The organism is Albimonas sp. (assembly GCF_055129145.1).
Genome location: NZ_JBSRTQ010000035.1, coordinates 1 through 18,691 on the forward strand (window position 1 = coordinate 1; position 18,691 = coordinate 18,691).

Below are 18,691 nucleotides of genomic sequence, written 5' to 3' on the forward strand. Positions count from 1 at the left end.
ATGTCGATGGCGGCGCCTGCGCCCAAGGGGCCGAGTGCGCCGCCGTCTTCCTGGTTCGCCGCACCGCCTTCGGCCGCACCTGCCGCGCCCGCCCGCCCGTGCCGATGGTCCAGAACCATGGCGGGCGCGAGCATCCCGCCGAGCGTCGCGGCGTGATCAACCACCCGCGCGGCGCCGAATGGGACCGCGGCGCCGGCGCTTACGGCGTCGCGAGCGACGAGGACTGGACCCTGGTCCGCCTGGTCTTCGTGGTCCCCCTCGCCGCCCTCCCCGGGCGGGCCACCTACTTCTCCCGCCTCGACTACGACTGCGGCGGCGTCCCCCAGGCCACCCAGGAAAGCATCCGCCTGCCGTTCAAGATCCTCCCCGCCGCCTGACCCTTCCAACACCCCAGTCCAGAGGCCCGCCGCGGGCAACCGCGCGCGGTGAACCCGCATGCCCAGTCCCGCTCCCTGGCGCGGCGCCGGCCACCCGTTGTCCCCCGGCGCGATCGTGGACGCCGCCGCCGACATCGGCTGCGCGCCCGCCGCCCTGCGCGCCGTCATCGCCGTCGAAGCCCGCGGCCGCTGGTTCGAGCCCGAAGGTGAGCTCCCGCGCCGGCTGGAACCGCACCACCTCGCCGCGGAGCTCCGCGCCTCCCTCGGCTGGGCCGGCGGCTGGCGTGCGGCGCTGGCGCTGTCCTCGCCGGCCCGGCGAGCGTTGTTCGACCGGGCCGCCGCGCGCGATCTCGAGGCTGCGTGCCGGGCGACCAGCTGGGGCGGGCCCCAGATCATGGGCTTCAACGCGGGAACCGTCGGCTACGCCTCGACCGTCGCCATGGTCGAAGCCTTCGCCGACAGCGCCGACGCGCAGCTCGACGCGCTGGTCGCCTACCTTCGCGCCTCCGACCTTCTCGGCGCGCTGCGGGCGCAGGACTGGCGCGCGCTGGCGGCTGGCTACAACGGCCCGGGCAAGGTCGACACTTACGCGGCGAAGCTCGCCTCCGCCTACGCGCGCGAGGCCGGCGCCCCCTCGGCCGAGGTTCTGCGCCTGGGCGCCCGCGGCGCCTCCGTGGTCGAGCTGCAGCGCGCGCTCGGCATCCCCGACGACGGTTGGTTCGGTCCGGACACCCGGGCGGCGGTGCTGACTTTCCAAAAGGCCGAGCACCTGCCGGCCGACGGGATCGTTGGCGCCCGGACCTGGGCCGCGCTGCGCGAGGCTTCGATCCGGCCGCCCCCGTCGCCGGCGGCGCAGCCCGACCGAACGGATCAGCGGATCGCCCAGGCCCGGAAAATCGCCGCCGCCTTGGGCGTCTTCGGGGCCGCTCTGCGCGGCCTGACGGACGGGCTCGGCGACCCAGCGCAGGCTATCCTCGCCGGCGCCGCGGGCGTCGCCCTCGTGGTGCTTGCCGTGGCCTGGGTGATCGGACGCGCGCGGGCAGGGCGGCTCGCATGACCTGGCTCTCCAGCCTGCTCGCCACCCGCGCCGGCCGCTGGTTCGCAGTCGGCGCGGCGATCATCACGGCCCTGTTCGGCCTACGCGCGACCTGGCGCGGAGAGGGCCGGGCAGAGGCGGAACGCAAAGCCCAGGAGGATAACCATGCGCGCGCGATCGAGATCCACCAGCGCGCCGCGGAAGCTCGCGCTGATCACGGCCGCGATCCTGCTGACCAGCTGCGCCAGGCCGGGCGGCTCCGCGACTGAGGCCGCGATTTGCGCCGAACTGCGGGCGGCGCTGCCGACCTGGAGCCGCGCGGACACGGCCGAGACCCTCGCGAGCGGAGCGGAGTTCGTGCGGGTGTTCGGGGCGGTCTGCGGGGCGTGAGGGTGACGACAGCGCTGGACGGAAAGGGCCGTGCTCCGAGAGGGGCGCGGCCCTTTCTTATTCGGCCGGTTCCGGCCCTGAGTTGCCGTTCCGTCAAATCTAGCTCAACGTCCGTAACGTGACCCCCGTTCCTCATCCAGCCGGAACCGGAATCCGGGATTCCAGCTTCGAGCGGTCCAGTTTTCAGGGCTCAGAGCACAGGGCATGCGGGGAACAGACTGGGCCTTCCTAGCCGACACGCTGCCCCACCGATTCATCCCCGCGCATGCGGGGAACAGGGTGGCCGTCGACCCCGCCGCTCGTCGAGGTGCGGTTCATCCCCGCGCATGCGGGGAACAGATGCGAAGCCACCGGCGCCACGTTTCTAAGCTCGGTTCATCCCCGCGCATGCGGGGAACAGGATGTGTGGTGGCACACCGACTACAGCCTCGACGGTTCATCCCCGCGCATGCGGGGAACAGACTTTCCGACGATTTCAGTCATGCATTGTTCCCGGTTCATCCCCGCGCATGCGGGGAACAGGCATGGTCGCGGGCTGCCTCACGGGACGCAATCGGTTCATCCCCGCGCATGCGGGGAACAGGTCGGAATGGGTAGCCTTTCGGCCTCGCGTCCCGGTTCATCCCCGCGCATGCGGGGAACAGATAGCTCGCGCGCCCCGGCTGGGATCCTCGAGCGGTTCATCCCCGCGCATGCGGGGAACAGCTAGTCATCCGGTGAAACTTGTGCGCATGGGGCGGTTCATCCCCGCGCATGCGGGGAACAGGCGGAGCCGCGCGGACGCTGGCCGAGCTGACGCGGTTCATCCCCGCGCATGCGGGGAACAGAAAAAGTCGGCGAAGGTATCTCCAACCACCTCCGGTTCATCCCCGCGCATGCGGGGAACAGCGGCGTCCCCGGCTACTGGGAGGCGCCCGCCGCGGTTCATCCCCGCGCATGCGGGGAACAGCCCACTCTCCCGAATCCTCCGCTCGATGATCTCGGTTCATCCCCGCGCATGCGGGGAACAGTTCGACGCTGCGCACGGGCCTGCGCTGGTAGGCGGTTCATCCCCGCGCATGCGGGGAACAGGGCGCCCTGATCAACTACGGGCTCGTCGACCCCGGTTCATCCCCGCGCATGCGGGGAACAGAGCCTCATGCAGACCAGCGCGGCGGGCGTCGCCGGTTCATCCCCGCGCATGCGGGGAACAGGAGAACACGCGCACATCGTGCTGCGCGATCCACGGTTCATCCCCGCGCATGCGGGGAACAGATGTTCCTCGCCCTGGGCATTGCCGTGATGTTCGGTTCATCCCCGCGCATGCGGGGAACAGTTCGCCGGGCGCGAGGATGTGCTGCGCAAGCACGGTTCATCCCCGCGCATGCGGGGAACAGGCGAACAAGATCACCCAGGACATGAATCCGTTCGGTTCATCCCCGCGCATGCGGGGAACAGAGCTCGACCGCCGCCCGCCGCGCCTCTTCCTTCGGTTCATCCCCGCGCATGCGGGGAACAGGGCCCCGACCCCGTGTTAAGGAATTTCAACGACGGTTCATCCCCGCGCATGCGGGGAACAGCTCTGGCCGACGCCTCCAACACGTTCGCGACGCGGTTCATCCCCGCGCATGCGGGGAACAGGAATAGCGCGAGCCGTCCCGCACGGCCCAGCCCGGTTCATCCCCGCGCATGCGGGGAACAGTGACGAGCCTTTGGGAGCCCACGCCTGCCGAGCGGTTCATCCCCGCGCATGCGGGGAACAGAACTTCGGCATGGGCCTGAACCCTGACGAGACCGGTTCATCCCCGCGCATGCGGGGAACAGCCGCGCTGCCGGGGGGGAGACCGCATGACCTTCGGTTCATCCCCGCGCATGCGGGGAACAGGGCATCATGATCATCGGCGCCGGGGAATTGATCGGTTCATCCCCGCGCATGCGGGGAACAGTGGCTCGACCGCGACGAGCTGGCCGACGAGGTCGGTTCATCCCCGCGCATGCGGGGAACAGGCGAGCCCCCAGGTCAGACCGATGCGCCGCGACGGTTCATCCCCGCGCATGCGGGGAACAGGGCGCTGTCGGATGTGCGGCGGAGCGCGATCCCGGTTCATCCCCGCGCATGCGGGGAACAGGCGTCCACGCCCGAGACGGCGAGCCCGTAATCCGGTTCATCCCCGCGCATGCGGGGAACAGGATTTCCGCAACCCGCCCAGCGGTGTCCCGGGCGGTTCATCCCCGCGCATGCGGGGAACAGTGCGCCGACGACTGCCTGCGACATGCCACCCCCGGTTCATCCCCGCGCATGCGGGGAACAGGCCCCCGGAAACGCCGTGTTCGTCGTGCCGTCCGGTTCATCCCCGCGCATGCGAGGAACAGCCGTAGAGCCCGATGGCCCCGACCATAGGCGACGGTTCATCCCCGCGCATGCGGGGAACAGCGAGAGGTATTCGCCGTTGACCGACAGCTCGCCGGTTCATCCCCGCGCATGCGGGGAACAGAGGAGGTCCCGGAGCGGGTCGGTAACGTCTAGCGGTTCATCCCCGCGCATGCGGGGAACAGCAGCGCATCCCGCTCGGCGCGCAGGTTGGCGGCGGTTCATCCCCGCGCATGCGGGGAACAGCGAGAGATCGTCGCGGCCATCCACATCGGCGCCGGTTCATCCCCGCGCATGCGGGGAACAGGCCCCGCGCCGCGTAGCCCTGGGTGCGGATCACGGTTCATCCCCGCGCATGCGGGGAACAGTCGGCGCGCAGATTGGCGACCTCGATCGACAGCGGTTCATCCCCGCGCATGCGGGGAACAGCCGCCGGCGAGGAACGCCAGCGCGGAGACCGTCGGTTCATCCCCGCGCATGCGGGGAACAGTCTTCCTCGCACCACTCGACCTCGATCACCACCGGTTCATCCCCGCGCATGCGGGGAACAGGCGCATCTGAAGCTCGCGGTCGCTCGCCGCGTCGGTTCATCCCCGCGCATGCGGGGAACAGCGGACAAGGCCCCGAACCTCAGCCCCGAGGAGCGGTTCATCCCCGCGCATGCGGGGAACAGCGTAGGTGGCGAAGCGACTCAAGCTGGTGGAGCGGTTCATCCCCGCGCATGCGGGGAACAGGGCCGTCGCAAAGCTGGTTGCGTGGGCATTGGCGGTTCATCCCCGCGCATGCGGGGAACAGGGGCGCAAATTTCCGCGGCGCATAGCGCAGCACGGTTCATCCCCGCGCATGCGGGGAACAGCGGCATGTTGGCCGAGGCCGAGGTCATCCGGGCGGTTCATCCCCGCGCATGCGGGGAACAGTAGGCCAGCCGCTTCACCAGCCGCTCGACCGCCGGTTCATCCCCGCGCATGCGGGGAACAGTTCCCGCCGCCGATCAGGTGCTGTTTTCCAGCCGGTTCATCCCCGCGCATGCGGGGAACAGCGCCCTCAGAGTAGCATGGGCGTCATTCCTCGCGGTTCATCCCCGCGCATGCGGGGAACAGTACGTGCAAATCGGGGAATTCTTCTCAAACGACGGTTCATCCCCGCGCATGCGGGGAACAGTAGGTCCATCGAACCGCGCGAGACGGCCCGGCCGGTTCATCCCCGCGCATGCGGGGAACAGACATCGGTATACCATCCGGCATCCGTTGATGTCGGTTCATCCCCGCGCATGCGGGGAACAGCTTGGTGATCTCGGCCCGGGTCAGCCACCTGTCGGTTCATCCCCGCGCATGCGGGGAACAGTCCGTCGATCTCGGGGTCAACACTGCGGGCGACGGTTCATCCCCGCGCATGCGGGGAACAGAGACGTATGCCGCGACGAGGACATGCCAGCGCCGGTTCATCCCCGCGCATGCGGGGAACAGTAGGGGGGCGAGGAGACCACCATCTGAACCGACGGTTCATCCCCGCGCATGCGGGGAACAGGGGCACCCCGCCAGGATGCACGGCTCGATCAGCGGTTCATCCCCGCGCATGCGGGGAACAGGACACTGGAGGCCGTGGGCGTCACGCTGGCATTGGTTCATCCCCGCGCATGCGGGGAACAGCGCGACCAGCGAGTGGGTTCCGGAAATCGCTACGGTTCATCCCCGCGCATGCGGGGAACAGGGGTGCGACCGCCATTCCTCCAGATCCTCGTCCGGTTCATCCCCGCGCATGCGGGGAACAGGCGGGTCATCGGGACCCTCCAAGACCGATAGACGGTTCATCCCCGCGCATGCGGGGAACAGTCAGCCGGGACGCCGAGCGCGCGCTGCGCCTCCGGTTCATCCCCGCGCATGCGGGGAACAGCAGCTCCAGCACCACGCCGCGGGCGTTGAGCCCGGTTCATCCCCGCGCATGCGGGGAACAGGGTTCGCGCCTGGGCGATGTGGTCGCGCCCGTCGGTTCATCCCCGCGCATGCGGGGAACAGGGCTCAGCGACGTCGGGGTCGGGCAGCCTGCCCGGTTCATCCCCGCGCATGCGGGGAACAGTTCAACGGCGGGGCGGGCTTCTCGAACATCATCGGTTCATCCCCGCGCATGCGGGGAACAGGTTTTCCTCAAAATGCTGCCCTACATGGAGGCCGGTTCATCCCCGCGCATGCGGGGAACAGGTGGTGGCGCAGATCCAAGGCATGGTGGAGACCGGTTCATCCCCGCGCATGCGGGGAACAGCCGTCGGCGCAACGGATCGTGTAGCGTTCCGCCGGTTCATCCCCGCGCATGCGGGGAACAGACGAAGTCCGTCGCGCCATCGGCGATCGTGAACGGTTCATCCCCGCGCATGCGGGGAACAGACGGCAACGGCAACGGCAACGGCAACGGCAACGGTTCGTGGTTCATCCCCGCGCATGCGGGGAACAGTCCCCTACACCTATGTCGTTTCGTCTGAAGGGCGGTTCATCCCCGCGCATGCGGGGAACAGTTGCGCTCCGCGCTCCGCCGGATCGCGGGGGCCGGTTCATCCCCGCGCATGCGGGGAACAGGCGAAACCATAGACGACGCGCGGCGGGTTTGCCGGTTCATCCCCGCGCATGCGGGGAACAGAGCGGTCGCCACCAGAGGAGAGACCCCATGACCGGTTCATCCCCGCGCATGCGGGGAACAGCGCCGTCGCCTGCGACTGGGTCATGGCGCCGACGGTTCATCCCCGCGCATGCGGGGAACAGGCTGTCAGCCCGGGGATATCGGTGTAGAGTTGCGGTTCATCCCCGCGCATGCGGGGAACAGACGACGATGGCACGACGGACGGCGGCATCCAGCGGTTCATCCCCGCGCATGCGGGGAACAGGCGCACTGGTAGCTGGTCCCGCCGACCAGCGACGGTTCATCCCCGCGCATGCGGGGAACAGACCGGCAGCGGCTCGCCGAGCCGCTCCATCGCCGGTTCATCCCCGCGCATGCGGGGAACAGGCGGCGCAGCAGGCCGGCTACCAGGTCGGAGACGGTTCATCCCCGCGCATGCGGGGAACAGTCTTCCCAGAAGACACTGGTGTCGCGAGAGAATTCCCGAGTCAAACGACGCACCGATTTTTTGAGGAGGATCGGGGCCAGGAAAGGCCGCCAAAATCTTGGTCGGTTCAGCGCTTTTCCGGATGAAAGGTGACCAGCTTCAGGCCGTCAAACTCCGCAGCCGCACGCCGGTTTCGCCCGACCGTGTCGAAGTCGAAGCCCTGATCGGTTGAGGCGCGCCAAGCGATGACTGCGTCACCTTCACCTATGCCCGCGCAGACCTGATCCCAGATCATCTCCCGCGTCCTCGCCGAATAATCGCCCACATAAACGCCGGCTCGGATCTCAAGCAGCCATGCGGCGAGACGGCCGCGCAGACGGGGGGGAGCATTCACCACCACCACGACCAGCATGCGGATCAGCCCCTGTGACCATCGTCGCCCGACGGCGGTTCATCTTCGAACGCCGGTCCCAGCGCCTCGGGCGCCGCGCCGGGACGAGGCAGTCCGCCGGCCATCAGGACCTCCTCGATGCGCGGGATGATCTTTGAAAGCAGCCCCGACTTGCGGAAGGCGTCGCGGCAGGCGAGACGCACGGCTCGGTCGGGAGACATATCGAGCTTGCCTCGCGCATGCTGGCCCGCGATGCGGAAGGCTTCCGGCACGACGGTGTCGAGCTTGTAGAGGTCGGCGATGTCATAGACGAACGACAAAGGTTTTCCGGTGTGAAGAAAGCCGATGGCCGGCGCATAGCCCGCCGCCAGAACCGCCGCCTCGGTCAGCCCATGCAGGCAGGCGGTGGCCGCGGAGAGGCAACGGTTCGGAACGTCGCCCGCCTCCCAGTCCGTCACGTCGTAGCTGCGTCGCTTCCATTTCACGCCATGAGCTTCGGCCAGCAGCTGGTAGGTCTTGCGAACCCGCACGCCCTCGATCCCACGCAACTGGTCGATCGACCGGCGTTCCGGCGCCTCTTCTGCGAACCTCAGGGCATACATCCGTCGCACGATGCGAAGCCGCGCCCCATCGTCCAGCGCAAGCGCGGCCTGCCAGAGCAACCGGTCGGCCCGCGCGCCGCCCGGCTGCCCGGCGGAGTAGAGCCGAACGCCAGCTTCGCCCACCCAGGTGATCAGCGTTCCGGTCCGAGCCGCCAGCGCAACCGCCGCATGCGAGATGCGGGCGCCAGGCTCGAGCATCAGTCCGGCGAGACCGCCGACCGGGATGTGGGTCCGTGAGCCGTCTGCCGCGACCGCCACGAAGGCGCCGTCCAGCACGTCGAGCTGCGCACGCTCGATGAACACCAAGGAGGCGCGGTCCTTGAGAGGGATGGGGCGAGGCGGCGGAAGGCCCGGAAGGGTCATCGCGCCCGTCGGATCATCATCATGCCGCATCCGAACGCTTTGGCCCGCCCGAAGCCCTGCGCGAGCCTGGCGAGCAGTGCGTCCGGTTCTGTAACGACGAGCCGCCCCGTCAGATCCAGCACTCCGAACTGCGGCTGCCCTTTGCGCGGGCCCTGGTGGGATGGGAGCGCCTGCACCGAATAGTCCATGACCGACATGGTCTCGACCGTGAAACCCGAGCGCAGACCTTGTCCTTCCATCCACTCGCGGCCGGCTTCTCCAGCAACGCGCATGCGCGCCTCGCCGCGCGCCTCGCCCTGCGGCAGATTCCTAAGAGCGTTCATAACCACGTCATCATGAGCCTTCTTCTCACGCTCGCCCCGCGTGACTTTCCGTGTCCTCGTCGCATTCACGCGAAGCACGAATTCCAGGTGATCGCCGACGGAAAGCGCGGGGGCGAAGGATTTGGTCTCGGGCGGCTCGAAGAAGGGCGATGTCTCCGGCGGACGCTCCGACAGCACGTGGAACAGGCCGTCGCCCTCGGCCCGCCAAAGGAAATCGCGGCGTTGCGCCGGGTCCCCGGCGAATGCGCTCCAGATCAGACGGTGGTGAGCGTCGGTGGCGCGCCCCCGCTCATCAGGATCGATCAGCGCTTTCAGCGCTTCGACAGATGGCGCGCGAGATAACTTCATGCGGGAGAGCCAGAGCGTCATGCATTCCCTCCCAGATGCAGCACGTGAACTTCGCGCGAGGTGAAATGCCAGGCGCCGCGATCCAGAGGCACGTCGTTGCGTCGTTCTCGGGCGTCGCCGCCCAGGTCGACGTCCGAGTAGATCACGCGGGCGGACGGCACTGGCCGGAAGCCGGGCCACTGCGCGTGCGAGAGCGCCTCGACCGGCCCGCCCGCCACTACGATGCGAGGTGCAGGCGGCGCCGCCAAAGGGCAGGATTTCCGCCCCAGATAGAGCGTGAACACCGGACGACGCAGCGCGGCCTCCAGCGGCCCGAGCGGCGCATCCCAGATCGCCACGGAATAGGCGACGCCCATGCGATAGTCCCGAAGGGTGATCGTGGTGTTGGTCTTGAGCCCGGCGCGCCGGAGGGCTTCCCGGCGGCTGTCTGGCCGTTTCACGGCAGCCGAAGGCACGGTCTGAACCGTATGGTAGTCGCGCAGGGGCTCGCCTTCATCATGCACGGCAAGCGCCATTTTCAGACCTGCGAGCTCTGATTGGCCCGCGGCGTCATCCCGGCGAACGCCAAGGGCCGCGCCCAGAAGTCCGAGGATTGCGGATCGTCCTGGCCATGAAAGAGTGCCGCGCCGTTCGTGACCCGCCAGATCCCCATTCGAAGCGAGAGTCGCGACGAGCGTGAAAACCAGATGATCAGGCATGCGCCCGGCCTACCGAAGCGGCCGCGAATGCGACGATTTCGGCCAGCGTGCCGTCGCCCTTCTCCACATCCATGACCTTCTGGTCGTCGCAGGCCGCGCCATAGGCCGCGTCGATCTTCGCGCTCATTTCTTCCAGCGCCTCGACCGATCGCGAGAGAAGCGCATCACCGCGCACGGGCGTGAAGAAAGCTCCGGTAAGATCGCGGGGCGCCTCTCCCCCGACCTCGGCTCGGATGTAGCCGGCTCGGGGATGGTGGGCATGGCTGTTCTGCATGCCGCTCGGCGTGGCGGTGGCGAGCGCCCGCACCAAGGCCTCCGCGCCCCTCTGCGCCAGCGCGATGTCGCCGCCGAGGTTCTCCACCAGCAGGTCGCAGTTCATGCAGGCGTAGAGGTAGTAGACCCCCGAGCCGAACGCATGCTCTCCAAGATGCGCGCCCCCGGCATCTTCCGCCCGGGTCTTGAGGTCGTCGACGGCGGTGAAAAAGTCATCCTCGGCCTGCGCCCGGTGCGTGGTGATGGCGTGAGAGACTTGCACGGCGGCGTCGCGGTTGTAGTCGGGATTATCCGCCAGCATGCGGCCGAACATCGCGAGGTCGACGGCCCCATCGGCGGTGCGCAGGATGATCTTCGCAAGGTCCTTTTCTTTCGGCAGATCCTCTCCGGCCAGCGCCTTGTCGGCGAGATCGAGCGCGGCCTTCCTCTCGTCGGGGGAGATGAAGGCGAGGGTGTTGCCCTGCACCCATTCCGGGCGCGCCTTGTCCTGCGTCTCGAAGCTCTTGCCGAACGCAGCCGCGACCTTGATCGCGATGTCGCGGGCCTCTTCCGGCGCCGCGCCCTGGGTTTGGAGATGCTCGCGGATGACGTTGCCCATCAGCTTGGTTCGGTCGGCGACAGCCCCCTCCAGTCCCTTGCGGAATGCGTCGGACATCCGGACGGCCCGCTTGATCGACTGACTGGACAGTCGCAGGCGGGGAGCGCCCCCCACCGTGGCCTGCTTGGGGCGGCCCTGATCGTCACGGTTGGGGTTCGAGGGCGGATAGGCGGTCAGCATATGCAGCTGCAGAAATGTGGTCATGCCGCGGACTCCTCGGGGCTGTTCGCGGGCGCCGTCGCGCGCGCCGCGTTGAAATAGTCGAAGCACCAATCGATGCGGGTCTGTTCGCCGTAGTCGGGGTGATCCCAGTTGAGGATATCCTTGCCGAGCCGCGCGACATCGCAGCTGTCTCCTGCCAACGGGAGCGCTCGGCGCAATGCGGTTCCAAGGTCTTCGGCCGGAGTCCTCATCAGACGCTGAAATCGCAGCATCGACATTCTGCGCGGGGCGTCGGGCCCGTCGCGTCGTCCGAGCTGAGCGGCGAGCCGTCGTCCCTGATGAGTTTCCACCCGCGCCAGGACCTGGCAAAGCGTCGCCAGAGCGACGGGTTGCGCACGAAGCCAGGGTAGCGGGCCGGTGAGCTTGAACACGGCCTCTTCCGCGAGCGTCTCCTCGGGGCCGGATGAGCGACGCAGCCTGGCGCGCAGCGCGCGTGCGGCCGAGGTGTCTTCCGTTGGGCGAATATGCGTCCGCCACCACTTGAGGATTTCGGGCCCGGTTTCAGTCATTCGGTGGGCTCCTTCTGTTTCTGCTGTGGAAGCGGAAGGCTGAGGCTGTTGAAGGCGGTCTTGCCGAGCTTCCGGTATCCGGCGAAATCCGCGACAAGGCCGTTTCGCGCCGCCAAAACTCGTTCGACCCGCTCGCTCGCCAGGGTGTCCAGGCCAGGCAGCGCCGCAGCGTCGAAGATCGCCAGCGCGGCCTTTCGCATGTCATTGAGCCAGCCCCGCGAGACGTTCTCTCCCGGAAGTTCGGCGACGCGCATCTCGAAGGCGCGTTGGGTGCGTAGAAAGAATTCCTCACGCAGCGCGTCCAGCGCCGTGCCTTCGGCGACCACGACTTTCAGCGCCATTCGCAATGCGCCGCCGAGCGCTTCCGCAGCCTCGACCATGCCGCGTAGGCGGCGCAAGTCCGGCTCGGGCAAGTTGAGATAGGGCTGGCGCGACAGCACGAAGTCGCGGGGCTTCATGTTGTCCATCGACCAGCCGGCGACGACCACGCTGGCGCCGGCTGTCGAGCGCACGCGGTTCGCATAGTCGCGCACGGCCCGCGCCCTGCGCTTCAGATCGTCGTCCGGTGCGTCGGCGACCACGCCCAGCCAGTTGCGATAGCCGAATGCGCCTGCCCGTGGATGCGCTGGGAAGAGCTCGGCGCCGGCCTTCTGGCGGTAGTAAGGGGTCAGCGGATGCTCCCACCCTCCGTAGTTGACGCCGTAGGGGCGCTGGATGACGCCCGTCACGTCGTCGCCGTCGAAGACCAGCCGCAGGCGCCGAGGCATGCCGAAGAAGCACTCCGCGACAAGAAACTCGCTCTGCGGCGGATAGTGCACGTCGCCTTGTTCCGACGTTCGGGTCGGGCGCATCCAGGGCAGCGCCTCAAGGCGACCAGGCCGTCCCAACGGAACGTTCGCCCAGACCAGCGGCCAAAGGCTTTCGGTTGCCGGCTGAACCAGCGTGACCATCGGCCCACCGCCGCGCATCGATGTGCGGTTCCCGGCGCCACCCGACGGCGCGTGCGCCTGCAACGTGTATAGCGCCATCGCCGCCATCGCGGGGTCAAGGCGGGGGTAGCGGGCGCGATGGACCATCAGGTCGGCATTGTTCTTCGCCGTGTTTCCGCCCGCGGAATCGATGAACAGCATGTCCGGCGGGTTGGGCTCGCCGACGATCGGTTCGAGATCCTGCAGGAAGCGCGGGCCGTCGCCGCCAAGTTCGAAGGCGGGCGCAAGAGGGGCGAAGCGTTCCTGCAAGCGGTCCGGGTCGGCCTTGCGATCCTCCCAGTCCTCGACCTCCTCGACCGGATCGGCGAGGTGAACGAGGCCGATCAGCAGTTCGAGACAGGCGATATTGAGATCCGCCCGAGGCCAGTCGGGCCAGAGAACATCGGGATCGGCGATCTGATCGGGGCGAATGAACCGGCGTCCGCTATGCGCAAGAACCGGGATCCAAGAGTCCGAGATAAGGTTAAGCGGCACGATTTTCCCACCATAAAAACATGGGCTGTCTGCGCCGATAATCGGCGCAGACCTTGATTTGAATCGGCGATTCCAATAGAAAAATCAGGTCCGATCCGAGGGGTTCAGAGGTATCGTAAGCACTTGCCAACCTCTCTGTTTCTGGCCGTTGCCGCGGCTAGGGAATATTCGGCCTTCCAAGCCTCGGGGGAAACCCCGAGGCTTTTTACATTCCGCTGATTCGATGCGTTGGTCAAGTATGGAGGCAAAGCATCTATCAACTTAAAGATCCCCGCGAAGCGGGGAACACCACTGAAACCCTTGGCGGCAAAGCCTCCATCAACGGGTCATCCCAAACCTGTCAGGATGAGAAGATTAGACCTAAGCTGCTGTCATAGCGCAACCCTTCGCATATCGCGCCATCTTCGCCGAGTGGACAGACCGTCACCGTCGAGCGCTTCCAGTCGGGCCAGCTTTCGATCAGCGCGCCTATGGCCGGCTGGTTCTGATCCGGCAGCGGCAGGTGGCAAAGCCGCCGCATCGAGGCTGAAACTTCGCTCAGCATTTCAGCATCAGCCATGGTTTCGGCAATGGCGGCGGGGCGAAGGACACCTTTGCTCCACCGCGCGAGCATGAGCTTGCGTGTGGGTTGCCCTAGCCGCGTGGGATACTCCCGGTCGTCAACCGCTCCGCCGCCGTCGCGATAGCCGGCTTCGATCCGGATGACGTTCTGGCGTGCATGGTTTCGCCGTGCGAGCCAATCACCCTCCGCCTCTCGGTCGGCCATCTCGAGGGTCTCCGGCGCGTCCGCCGCGCCAGAGCCGTGCACCGCTTCGATCAGTGCGCGCAGGCCTGAAGGCATTTCGATAACGCCCCTGTCGAACAGCTCGCGTGCCGTGCGCCACTGTTCGGCCAATGGATAGACGAATGCTCCCCGATCGAGGGTATCCCGGAGCCAGCGATCCGAACGGACGACTGTCGGATCGGGAGACAGGACGTGAAGCACAGGTTCCATGACGGCGCGGGATGAGGCTGGCCGCAGCTCCATGTGCCGCCATAGGCGACCAGCGCGCTGAATCAGCGAGGCCATGGGCGCGAGATCCGACACCATCACGTCGAAGTCGAGGTCAAGCGAGCTCTCGAGCACCTGTGTCCCGACAAGCACCCGCCCCGAGCGGTCAGCGCCGCTCCGACCGAAGCGCGCTAACATGTCGGACTCGATCCGTTTCCGGTCGACCAGGGCGAAGCGGGCGTGGAGAAGATCTGCGGGGACGCCCCGAGCGCGAAGAGCTTCCACCGCAGATATCGCGTCATCGACCGCGTTTCGCACCCAGACGCAAGCGGCGCCGCCTCCAGCCTTGCTCGCCAGCAAATCGATGACCGCGTCCTGATCGCTCAGTCGCTCCACTCGAACGGGGCCTTTCGCGGAGGTCGCGCTTGGAAGCGATCGTTCGTTCGCCCCACCGACAACGGTGAGAGATGGATAGGCGGTGGCCAGATCCTCGACGTGAACGCGCCCCGCGCCCTCCTCGAAGGCTCGAGCCAATCGTTCACGAAGTTCGAGCGGAAGGGTGGCGGAGAGAAGGATCGCGGATCCTCCCTGAACCGCGTGCAGACGAAGCAATTGCAGCAGTTGCTCGGCCATGTAGGGATCGCCGAGCTCATGCACCTCGTCGACGATCAGGATCTTGGAAGACAGTCCCCAGTGGCGGAGCGTGGCGAATTTCGTCGGAAGGACCGATAGCAACGCCTGGTCGATGGTGCCGATGCCGATATCTGCGAGCAGCGCGCGTCGGCGATCGTCTGCGAGCCATGGCCCGCAGACCGGAGACTCGGAGCCGGGCGCGGTGTTCCGAACCTCTCTGAAGTCTTCGGAAAGCGCCGATCGTCCATGCGCCAGCGTGAGAGACGGCGGCGATGCGAACAGCCCATGGGCGAAATCCCGGGCGCGCCCGAACATCGCATCCGCCGTCGCCATGGTCGGCAACGCCACGAAGAGGCCCCGCCCTTTTCCGGCCTGCATCATTCTCTGGGCAAGCAGGAACGCGGCTTCGGTTTTGCCCGCGCCGGTCTCGTCCTCGATGATCGCCAGCATCTGGCGATCCCTCAATGGGATGCGCGCCGCGGCCTCCTGCATCGGCCGGAGCCGAAAGTCGAACATTCTTCGGTTGGAGAGGGCTGGGGGGGCGAGGCCGGCCGCGGCAAGGGCGCCCGGCGCCCTTTCGCGAGCCGAGGCGAGATAGGCCTCGATCGACAGCTCCGCGGCGCAAGGTGCGAACCATTCGGTATTGGAGCCGATCCAGTCGGCCACTGTGGTCAGTCCTGCGAGCCACCAGCTCAACGTACTCGCCTGTTTCTTGCGCATCGTTCCCAGACGAGCTTCCGGCCACAGATCGAGACAACACTCTACGAAGGCAAGCGCGTCTGCCAGCGCCTCCGGCCCTGCGACCTCGACCATCCTGGTTAGTGCGTCTTCATTGGCCGTCGGCGGGCCTCCGTGATGTCCCGATATCGCGGCGACGAGCACGCGAAGCGCCCGCCAATCGCCATCGAGTCGCTCTATCAACCGATTTTCAATGTCCGGGTAACGCAGGAGGGCTTCGGTCACTTCCCAATGGCGCCAGGGTTGTTTTGCGCCGGTCAGAAGCATGGCCTTGAACGGAAGCCCGATTTTGCCGAGGTCGTGCAGGGCGATCATCAAGGTCAGCAGCTGAGCGTTCGGATTCCCGCGCAGCAAATGCTCAGCCACGCTGGCGACATCAAGCATGTGATAAATAGCGGGGTGGGCGGGCCCTCCATCGGCTGCAGGGCTTTTGCCTGGCCATCTGCAGATTGCCGATAACTCCATATCCGGACGATCCTTTGGCAGCGTCTCAAATCCGGGTATCTTTATCATCTAACTCGGCCGCTTGGCACGTTTTCCCGCACCATTGCCGATCCCTACGATCTCGAGCAGATCTACGACAGCGTCCCTTCCCGCCCATAATGCAACGACGAAACTTTTAAGCGTTTATGCATCGTCAACTACCTTGCCCCCGCGAACGCACCCGATTTTGGTTTAGGCTGTTCTCCGGATGATCCGAGCCCGTAACTTGGATCAACCGCAGCGAACTCCCGCTTCTCCCGGCTGAGGCGTCGCCCATTCCCAACACAACGTTTCCTCGCTCTTGTTTTTTCTGGGGGGCATTGGTGGTGAGTTTTGCGAAGGCAAACTCTCCCCTCCCAAGACTGTTTTGGCTTGTTGAGAGCGAGCTCCGTGGCTCGATCTTGCCGACTGAAGCGGCAGAAATTAGATAGGATGCTGCCTTCCGAAACGTCTGCTAAGTCATTGGTGAGTATAGCTAGTAACAAGGCGGGCCTATTCGGAAATCGGATTGAAGCCATGGGATTTTTCCCAACCTACGAATCTGGGGGCTCAGAAATCCAGCGCCATCCTGCCCAACGATCGCCGGTCGCGCGGATGTGCGTGTAGCGCTGCAGGCTTTGCCAGCTCCTGTGCCCCGACACGCTCGCGGCCTGGGGGATCGTCCGGCCCATCTCGAACAGCCGGCTGATGCCTTCGTGGCGAAGATCGTGGAAATGGAGATCCTCGATCTCCAGCAGCTTGCAGGCGCGCGTGAAGGCGGCGCCGACGGCGTCGGTGGAGTAGGGGAAGATCCGGGGCTCGTCTGGCCGGTGCGGCTGGGCCTCGGCGATGCGCAGCGCCTCCGGGGGGAGCTCGCACCAGGTGTCGTTGCCGGCTTTCTCGCCGGGGTGCTTCATGTCCCGCACCAGCACGCGCGCGTGCTCCGGCTCGAGGTCGGCCCAGCGGATCGTCACGATCTCGGATTGCCGGCGGGTCGAGAACAGGGCGAAGGCGACGACCTGGTGCATCGGCAGGCTTCGGCCCCGGCGCCTGCGATCCTCGAAATGGGTCATCAGGCGGTCGAGCTCGTCGCGGGTCGGGCGCCGGTCGCGGGACCGGCTCTTCGCGGCGAAGCCCAGCCGCTTGCAGACCACCATCGCGTCGCGCATCGCCTCTTGGTCTAGGGGCAGGCCCCAGGCGGGGCGGGCGACGGCGAAGACGGCCGAGAGATGCGAGAGGTAGTTGCCGACCGTGGCGGCGCCGCGCCCCTCGCTCAGGCTGCGGGCGAAGGCGACGATGTCCTCGCTGGTCACGTCCTCGCAGGCGCTCTCGGCCAGGCTGAAGCCTTTGATGGATCGGAGCACCTGCGCCTTGGTGCGGCCGATCTCGCGCTGGTTCTCGGCCACGTAACGGTCGATCGCGTCGGCGACCGTCTTGCCCTTGATCCGGGCGGACTTGAGGCCGCCGGGCGTGCGGAGCTCTTTCTCGCGCTTCTCCATCCAGGCCTTCGCCGTGACGCGCCTGGCGAAGGACCGGGACTCCTGGTGGACGATTCGGCCCTTGTCCTTTAGGAGGATCTGCGCGCGGAACGAGGCGGTCCCGTCCGCCTTTCTGCGCTCTACGATGGTTCCCACGTCGGTAGTCCTGATGCCGGTTTCGGTAGTCCTCTGGACGCTAGGAAATCCGGGAACCACTGGCAACGTTGAAAAACCACGGAAAATCTCAGAGGCGCAGCGCGAGGGAAAATGGTGAACATGGAGCGTAAGCCATTGATCGGAAACGCACGTCGCCTTTCCGTCGCGCCGATGATGGACTGGACCGACCGGCATTGCCGCGTGCTGCACCGGCTGCTGTCGCGCCGGGCGCTGCTTTACACCGAAATGGTGGTCGGCGCGGCCATCGTGCGGGGCGACGCGGACCGGCTGCTCGCCTTCGCGCCGGAGCGCGAGGGCGTGGTGGCGCTGCAGCTCGGCGGCTCGGATCCCGCGGTGCTGGCCGAGGCGGTGCGGATCGCCTGCGCCTGGCCCTATGCGGAGATCAACCTCAATGTCGGCTGCCCCTCGGACAAGGTGCAGACCGGGGCCTTCGGGGCCTGCCTGATGCGCGATCCCGGGTTGGTGGCCGCGTGCGTGGCGGCGATGGCGGCGGCGAGCCGGGCGGAGGGCGGGCCGGAGATCACGGTGAAATGCCGGCTCGGGGTGGATGACCAGGTGGCGGAGGAGGTGCTGCCGGACTTCATCGACCGGGTGGCGGATGCCGGCGTGCGCCATTTCGCGATCCATGCCCGCAAGGCGTGGCTGCAGGGGCTGAGCCCGAAGGAGAACCGCGATATCCCGCCGCTCGACTACGATCTGGCGGTGGCGCAGAAGGCGCGGCGGCCGGAGCTGGAGATCGTGGTCAATGGCGGGATCGCCTCGCTCGACGCGGCGGAGGGGTTCCTGGCGCAGGGCGTCGACGGGGTGATGATCGGGCGGGCGGCCTGGCATGATCCGGGCGCGGTGCTGGCGGCGGCGGATCGGCGGATTTTCGGCGAGCCCGGGCCGGATGCGACGCCGGATGCGGCGGCGCGGGCGATGATCGACTATGCAGAAGCCGAGCTGGCGCGGGGCGAGCGGCTGCACCGGGTGCTGCGCCCGATGCTGGGGCTCTTCGCCGGGCGCAAGGGCGCGCGGCGGTGGCGGCAGGTGCTGTCCTCGGCCTCGACGCGGCCCGGTGCGGGGCCTGAGCTGATCGAAGAGGCGCTCGCCGCCGTCGCGCCCGCCGAAGCGGCCTGAAGGCCGGGAGGGCGACCTCGCCCCTCGCCTTCGGCGCGGAGCATCGCCCCCCCGCCCAGCCTTCGTCGGGGAAATCTCCGCCGTGGTCGCGGGAGACGGTCCCGCAGGCGCCC

General features: G+C 67.4%; 13 protein-coding genes and 1 CRISPR repeat array. Of the genes, 4 read left to right on the forward strand and 9 right to left on the reverse strand.

Going from position 1 to position 18,691, the window contains the following annotated elements:
* The 3 genes from ACTB72_RS08015 to ACTB72_RS08025 form a co-directional block, all read left to right on the forward strand.
* The coding region (locus ACTB72_RS08015) for a hypothetical protein (protein ID WP_463036462.1) at window positions 1-377 on the forward strand (377 nt) is incomplete at its 5' end.
* 58 nt (window positions 378-435) lie between these two features.
* On the forward strand, window positions 436-1,434 hold the full coding sequence (locus tag ACTB72_RS08020) for an N-acetylmuramidase domain-containing protein (RefSeq protein WP_463036463.1): 999 nt from the start codon (window positions 436-438) through the stop codon (window positions 1,432-1,434).
* Window positions 1,431-1,682, forward strand: a complete 252-nt coding sequence (locus tag ACTB72_RS08025; RefSeq protein WP_463036464.1) for a hypothetical protein — start codon at window positions 1,431-1,433, stop codon at window positions 1,680-1,682. The genes ACTB72_RS08020 and ACTB72_RS08025 overlap by 4 nt, the downstream gene beginning before the upstream one ends.
* Before the next feature lie 370 nt (window positions 1,683-2,052).
* A CRISPR array of direct repeats spans window positions 2,053-7,211; the repeat unit is 29 nt; unit sequence CGGTTCATCCCCGCGCATGCGGGGAACAG.
* Between the two features lie 106 nt (window positions 7,212-7,317).
* Here the strand turns inward: ACTB72_RS08025 and cas2e are convergent.
* The 9 genes from cas2e to ACTB72_RS08070 form a co-directional block, all read right to left on the reverse strand.
* On the reverse strand, window positions 7,318-7,602 hold the full coding sequence (gene cas2e / locus ACTB72_RS08030; RefSeq protein WP_463036465.1) for a type I-E CRISPR-associated endoribonuclease Cas2e: 285 nt from the start codon (window positions 7,600-7,602) through the stop codon (window positions 7,318-7,320).
* A gap of 5 nt (window positions 7,603-7,607) precedes the next feature.
* A complete protein-coding gene (cas1e, locus tag ACTB72_RS08035; RefSeq protein ID WP_463036466.1) occupies window positions 7,608-8,576 on the reverse strand; it encodes a type I-E CRISPR-associated endonuclease Cas1e in 969 nt (322 codons plus the stop codon).
* Window positions 8,543-9,238 (reverse strand): type I-E CRISPR-associated protein Cas6/Cse3/CasE, encoded by a 696-nt coding sequence (gene cas6e / locus ACTB72_RS08040; RefSeq protein ID WP_463036467.1) that lies wholly within the window; start codon window positions 9,236-9,238, stop codon window positions 8,543-8,545. The genes cas1e and cas6e overlap by 34 nt, the downstream gene beginning before the upstream one ends.
* Entirely contained in the window at window positions 9,235-9,915 is a 681-nt protein-coding gene (gene cas5e, locus ACTB72_RS08045) for a type I-E CRISPR-associated protein Cas5/CasD (RefSeq protein WP_463036468.1), read from the reverse strand. The genes cas6e and cas5e overlap by 4 nt, the downstream gene beginning before the upstream one ends.
* Entirely contained in the window at window positions 9,908-10,990 is a 1,083-nt protein-coding gene (cas7e, locus tag ACTB72_RS08050; RefSeq protein WP_463036469.1) for a type I-E CRISPR-associated protein Cas7/Cse4/CasC, read from the reverse strand. Before cas7e ends, cas5e begins: the two co-directional genes overlap by 8 nt.
* A complete protein-coding gene (gene casB / locus ACTB72_RS08055; protein WP_463036470.1) occupies window positions 10,987-11,517 on the reverse strand; it encodes a type I-E CRISPR-associated protein Cse2/CasB in 531 nt (176 codons plus the stop codon). Before casB ends, cas7e begins: the two co-directional genes overlap by 4 nt.
* The gene (casA, locus tag ACTB72_RS08060; RefSeq protein WP_463036471.1) at window positions 11,514-12,980 is read right to left on the reverse strand and encodes a type I-E CRISPR-associated protein Cse1/CasA; all 1,467 of its coding nucleotides are present in this window, start codon (window positions 12,978-12,980) and stop codon (window positions 11,514-11,516) included. The genes casB and casA overlap by 4 nt, the downstream gene beginning before the upstream one ends.
* Window positions 12,981-13,320: 340 nt before the next feature.
* Complete coding sequence (gene cas3 / locus ACTB72_RS08065) at window positions 13,321-15,855, reverse strand: CRISPR-associated helicase Cas3' (RefSeq protein WP_463036472.1); 2,535 nt, start codon at window positions 15,853-15,855, stop codon at window positions 13,321-13,323.
* Window positions 15,856-16,358: 503 nt separating this feature from the next.
* Entirely contained in the window at window positions 16,359-17,438 is a 1,080-nt protein-coding gene (locus ACTB72_RS08070) for a tyrosine-type recombinase/integrase (protein WP_463036473.1), read from the reverse strand.
* A 111-nt stretch (window positions 17,439-17,549) separates the two neighbouring features.
* Between ACTB72_RS08070 and dusA the strand changes: the two genes are divergently transcribed.
* Window positions 17,550-18,578 carry a tRNA dihydrouridine(20/20a) synthase DusA gene (gene dusA, locus ACTB72_RS08075; RefSeq protein ID WP_463036474.1) on the forward strand — a complete coding sequence of 343 codons (1,029 nt, stop codon included), beginning with the start codon at window positions 17,550-17,552 and terminating at the stop codon, window positions 18,576-18,578.
* Window positions 18,579-18,691: the final 113 nt, after the last annotated feature.

Coding starts and splice junctions, on each gene's coding strand:
- cas5e (WP_463036468.1), bottom strand. CDS start 9,915: ATGCCTGATCATCTGGTTTTCACGCTCGTCGCGACTCTCGCTTCGAAT.
- cas6e (WP_463036467.1), bottom strand. CDS start 9,238: ATGACGCTCTGGCTCTCCCGCATGAAGTTATCTCGCGCGCCATCTGTC.
- cas3 (WP_463036472.1), bottom strand. CDS start 15,855: ATGATAAAGATACCCGGATTTGAGACGCTGCCAAAGGATCGTCCGGAT.
- ACTB72_RS08025 (WP_463036464.1), top strand. CDS start 1,431: ATGACCTGGCTCTCCAGCCTGCTCGCCACCCGCGCCGGCCGCTGGTTC.
- ACTB72_RS08020 (WP_463036463.1), top strand. CDS start 436: ATGCCCAGTCCCGCTCCCTGGCGCGGCGCCGGCCACCCGTTGTCCCCC.
- cas7e (WP_463036469.1), bottom strand. CDS start 10,990: ATGACCACATTTCTGCAGCTGCATATGCTGACCGCCTATCCGCCCTCG.
- casB (WP_463036470.1), bottom strand. CDS start 11,517: ATGACTGAAACCGGGCCCGAAATCCTCAAGTGGTGGCGGACGCATATT.
- dusA (WP_463036474.1), top strand. CDS start 17,550: ATGGTGAACATGGAGCGTAAGCCATTGATCGGAAACGCACGTCGCCTT.
- cas1e (WP_463036466.1), bottom strand. CDS start 8,576: ATGCGGCATGATGATGATCCGACGGGCGCGATGACCCTTCCGGGCCTT.
- cas2e (WP_463036465.1), bottom strand. CDS start 7,602: ATGCTGGTCGTGGTGGTGGTGAATGCTCCCCCCCGTCTGCGCGGCCGT.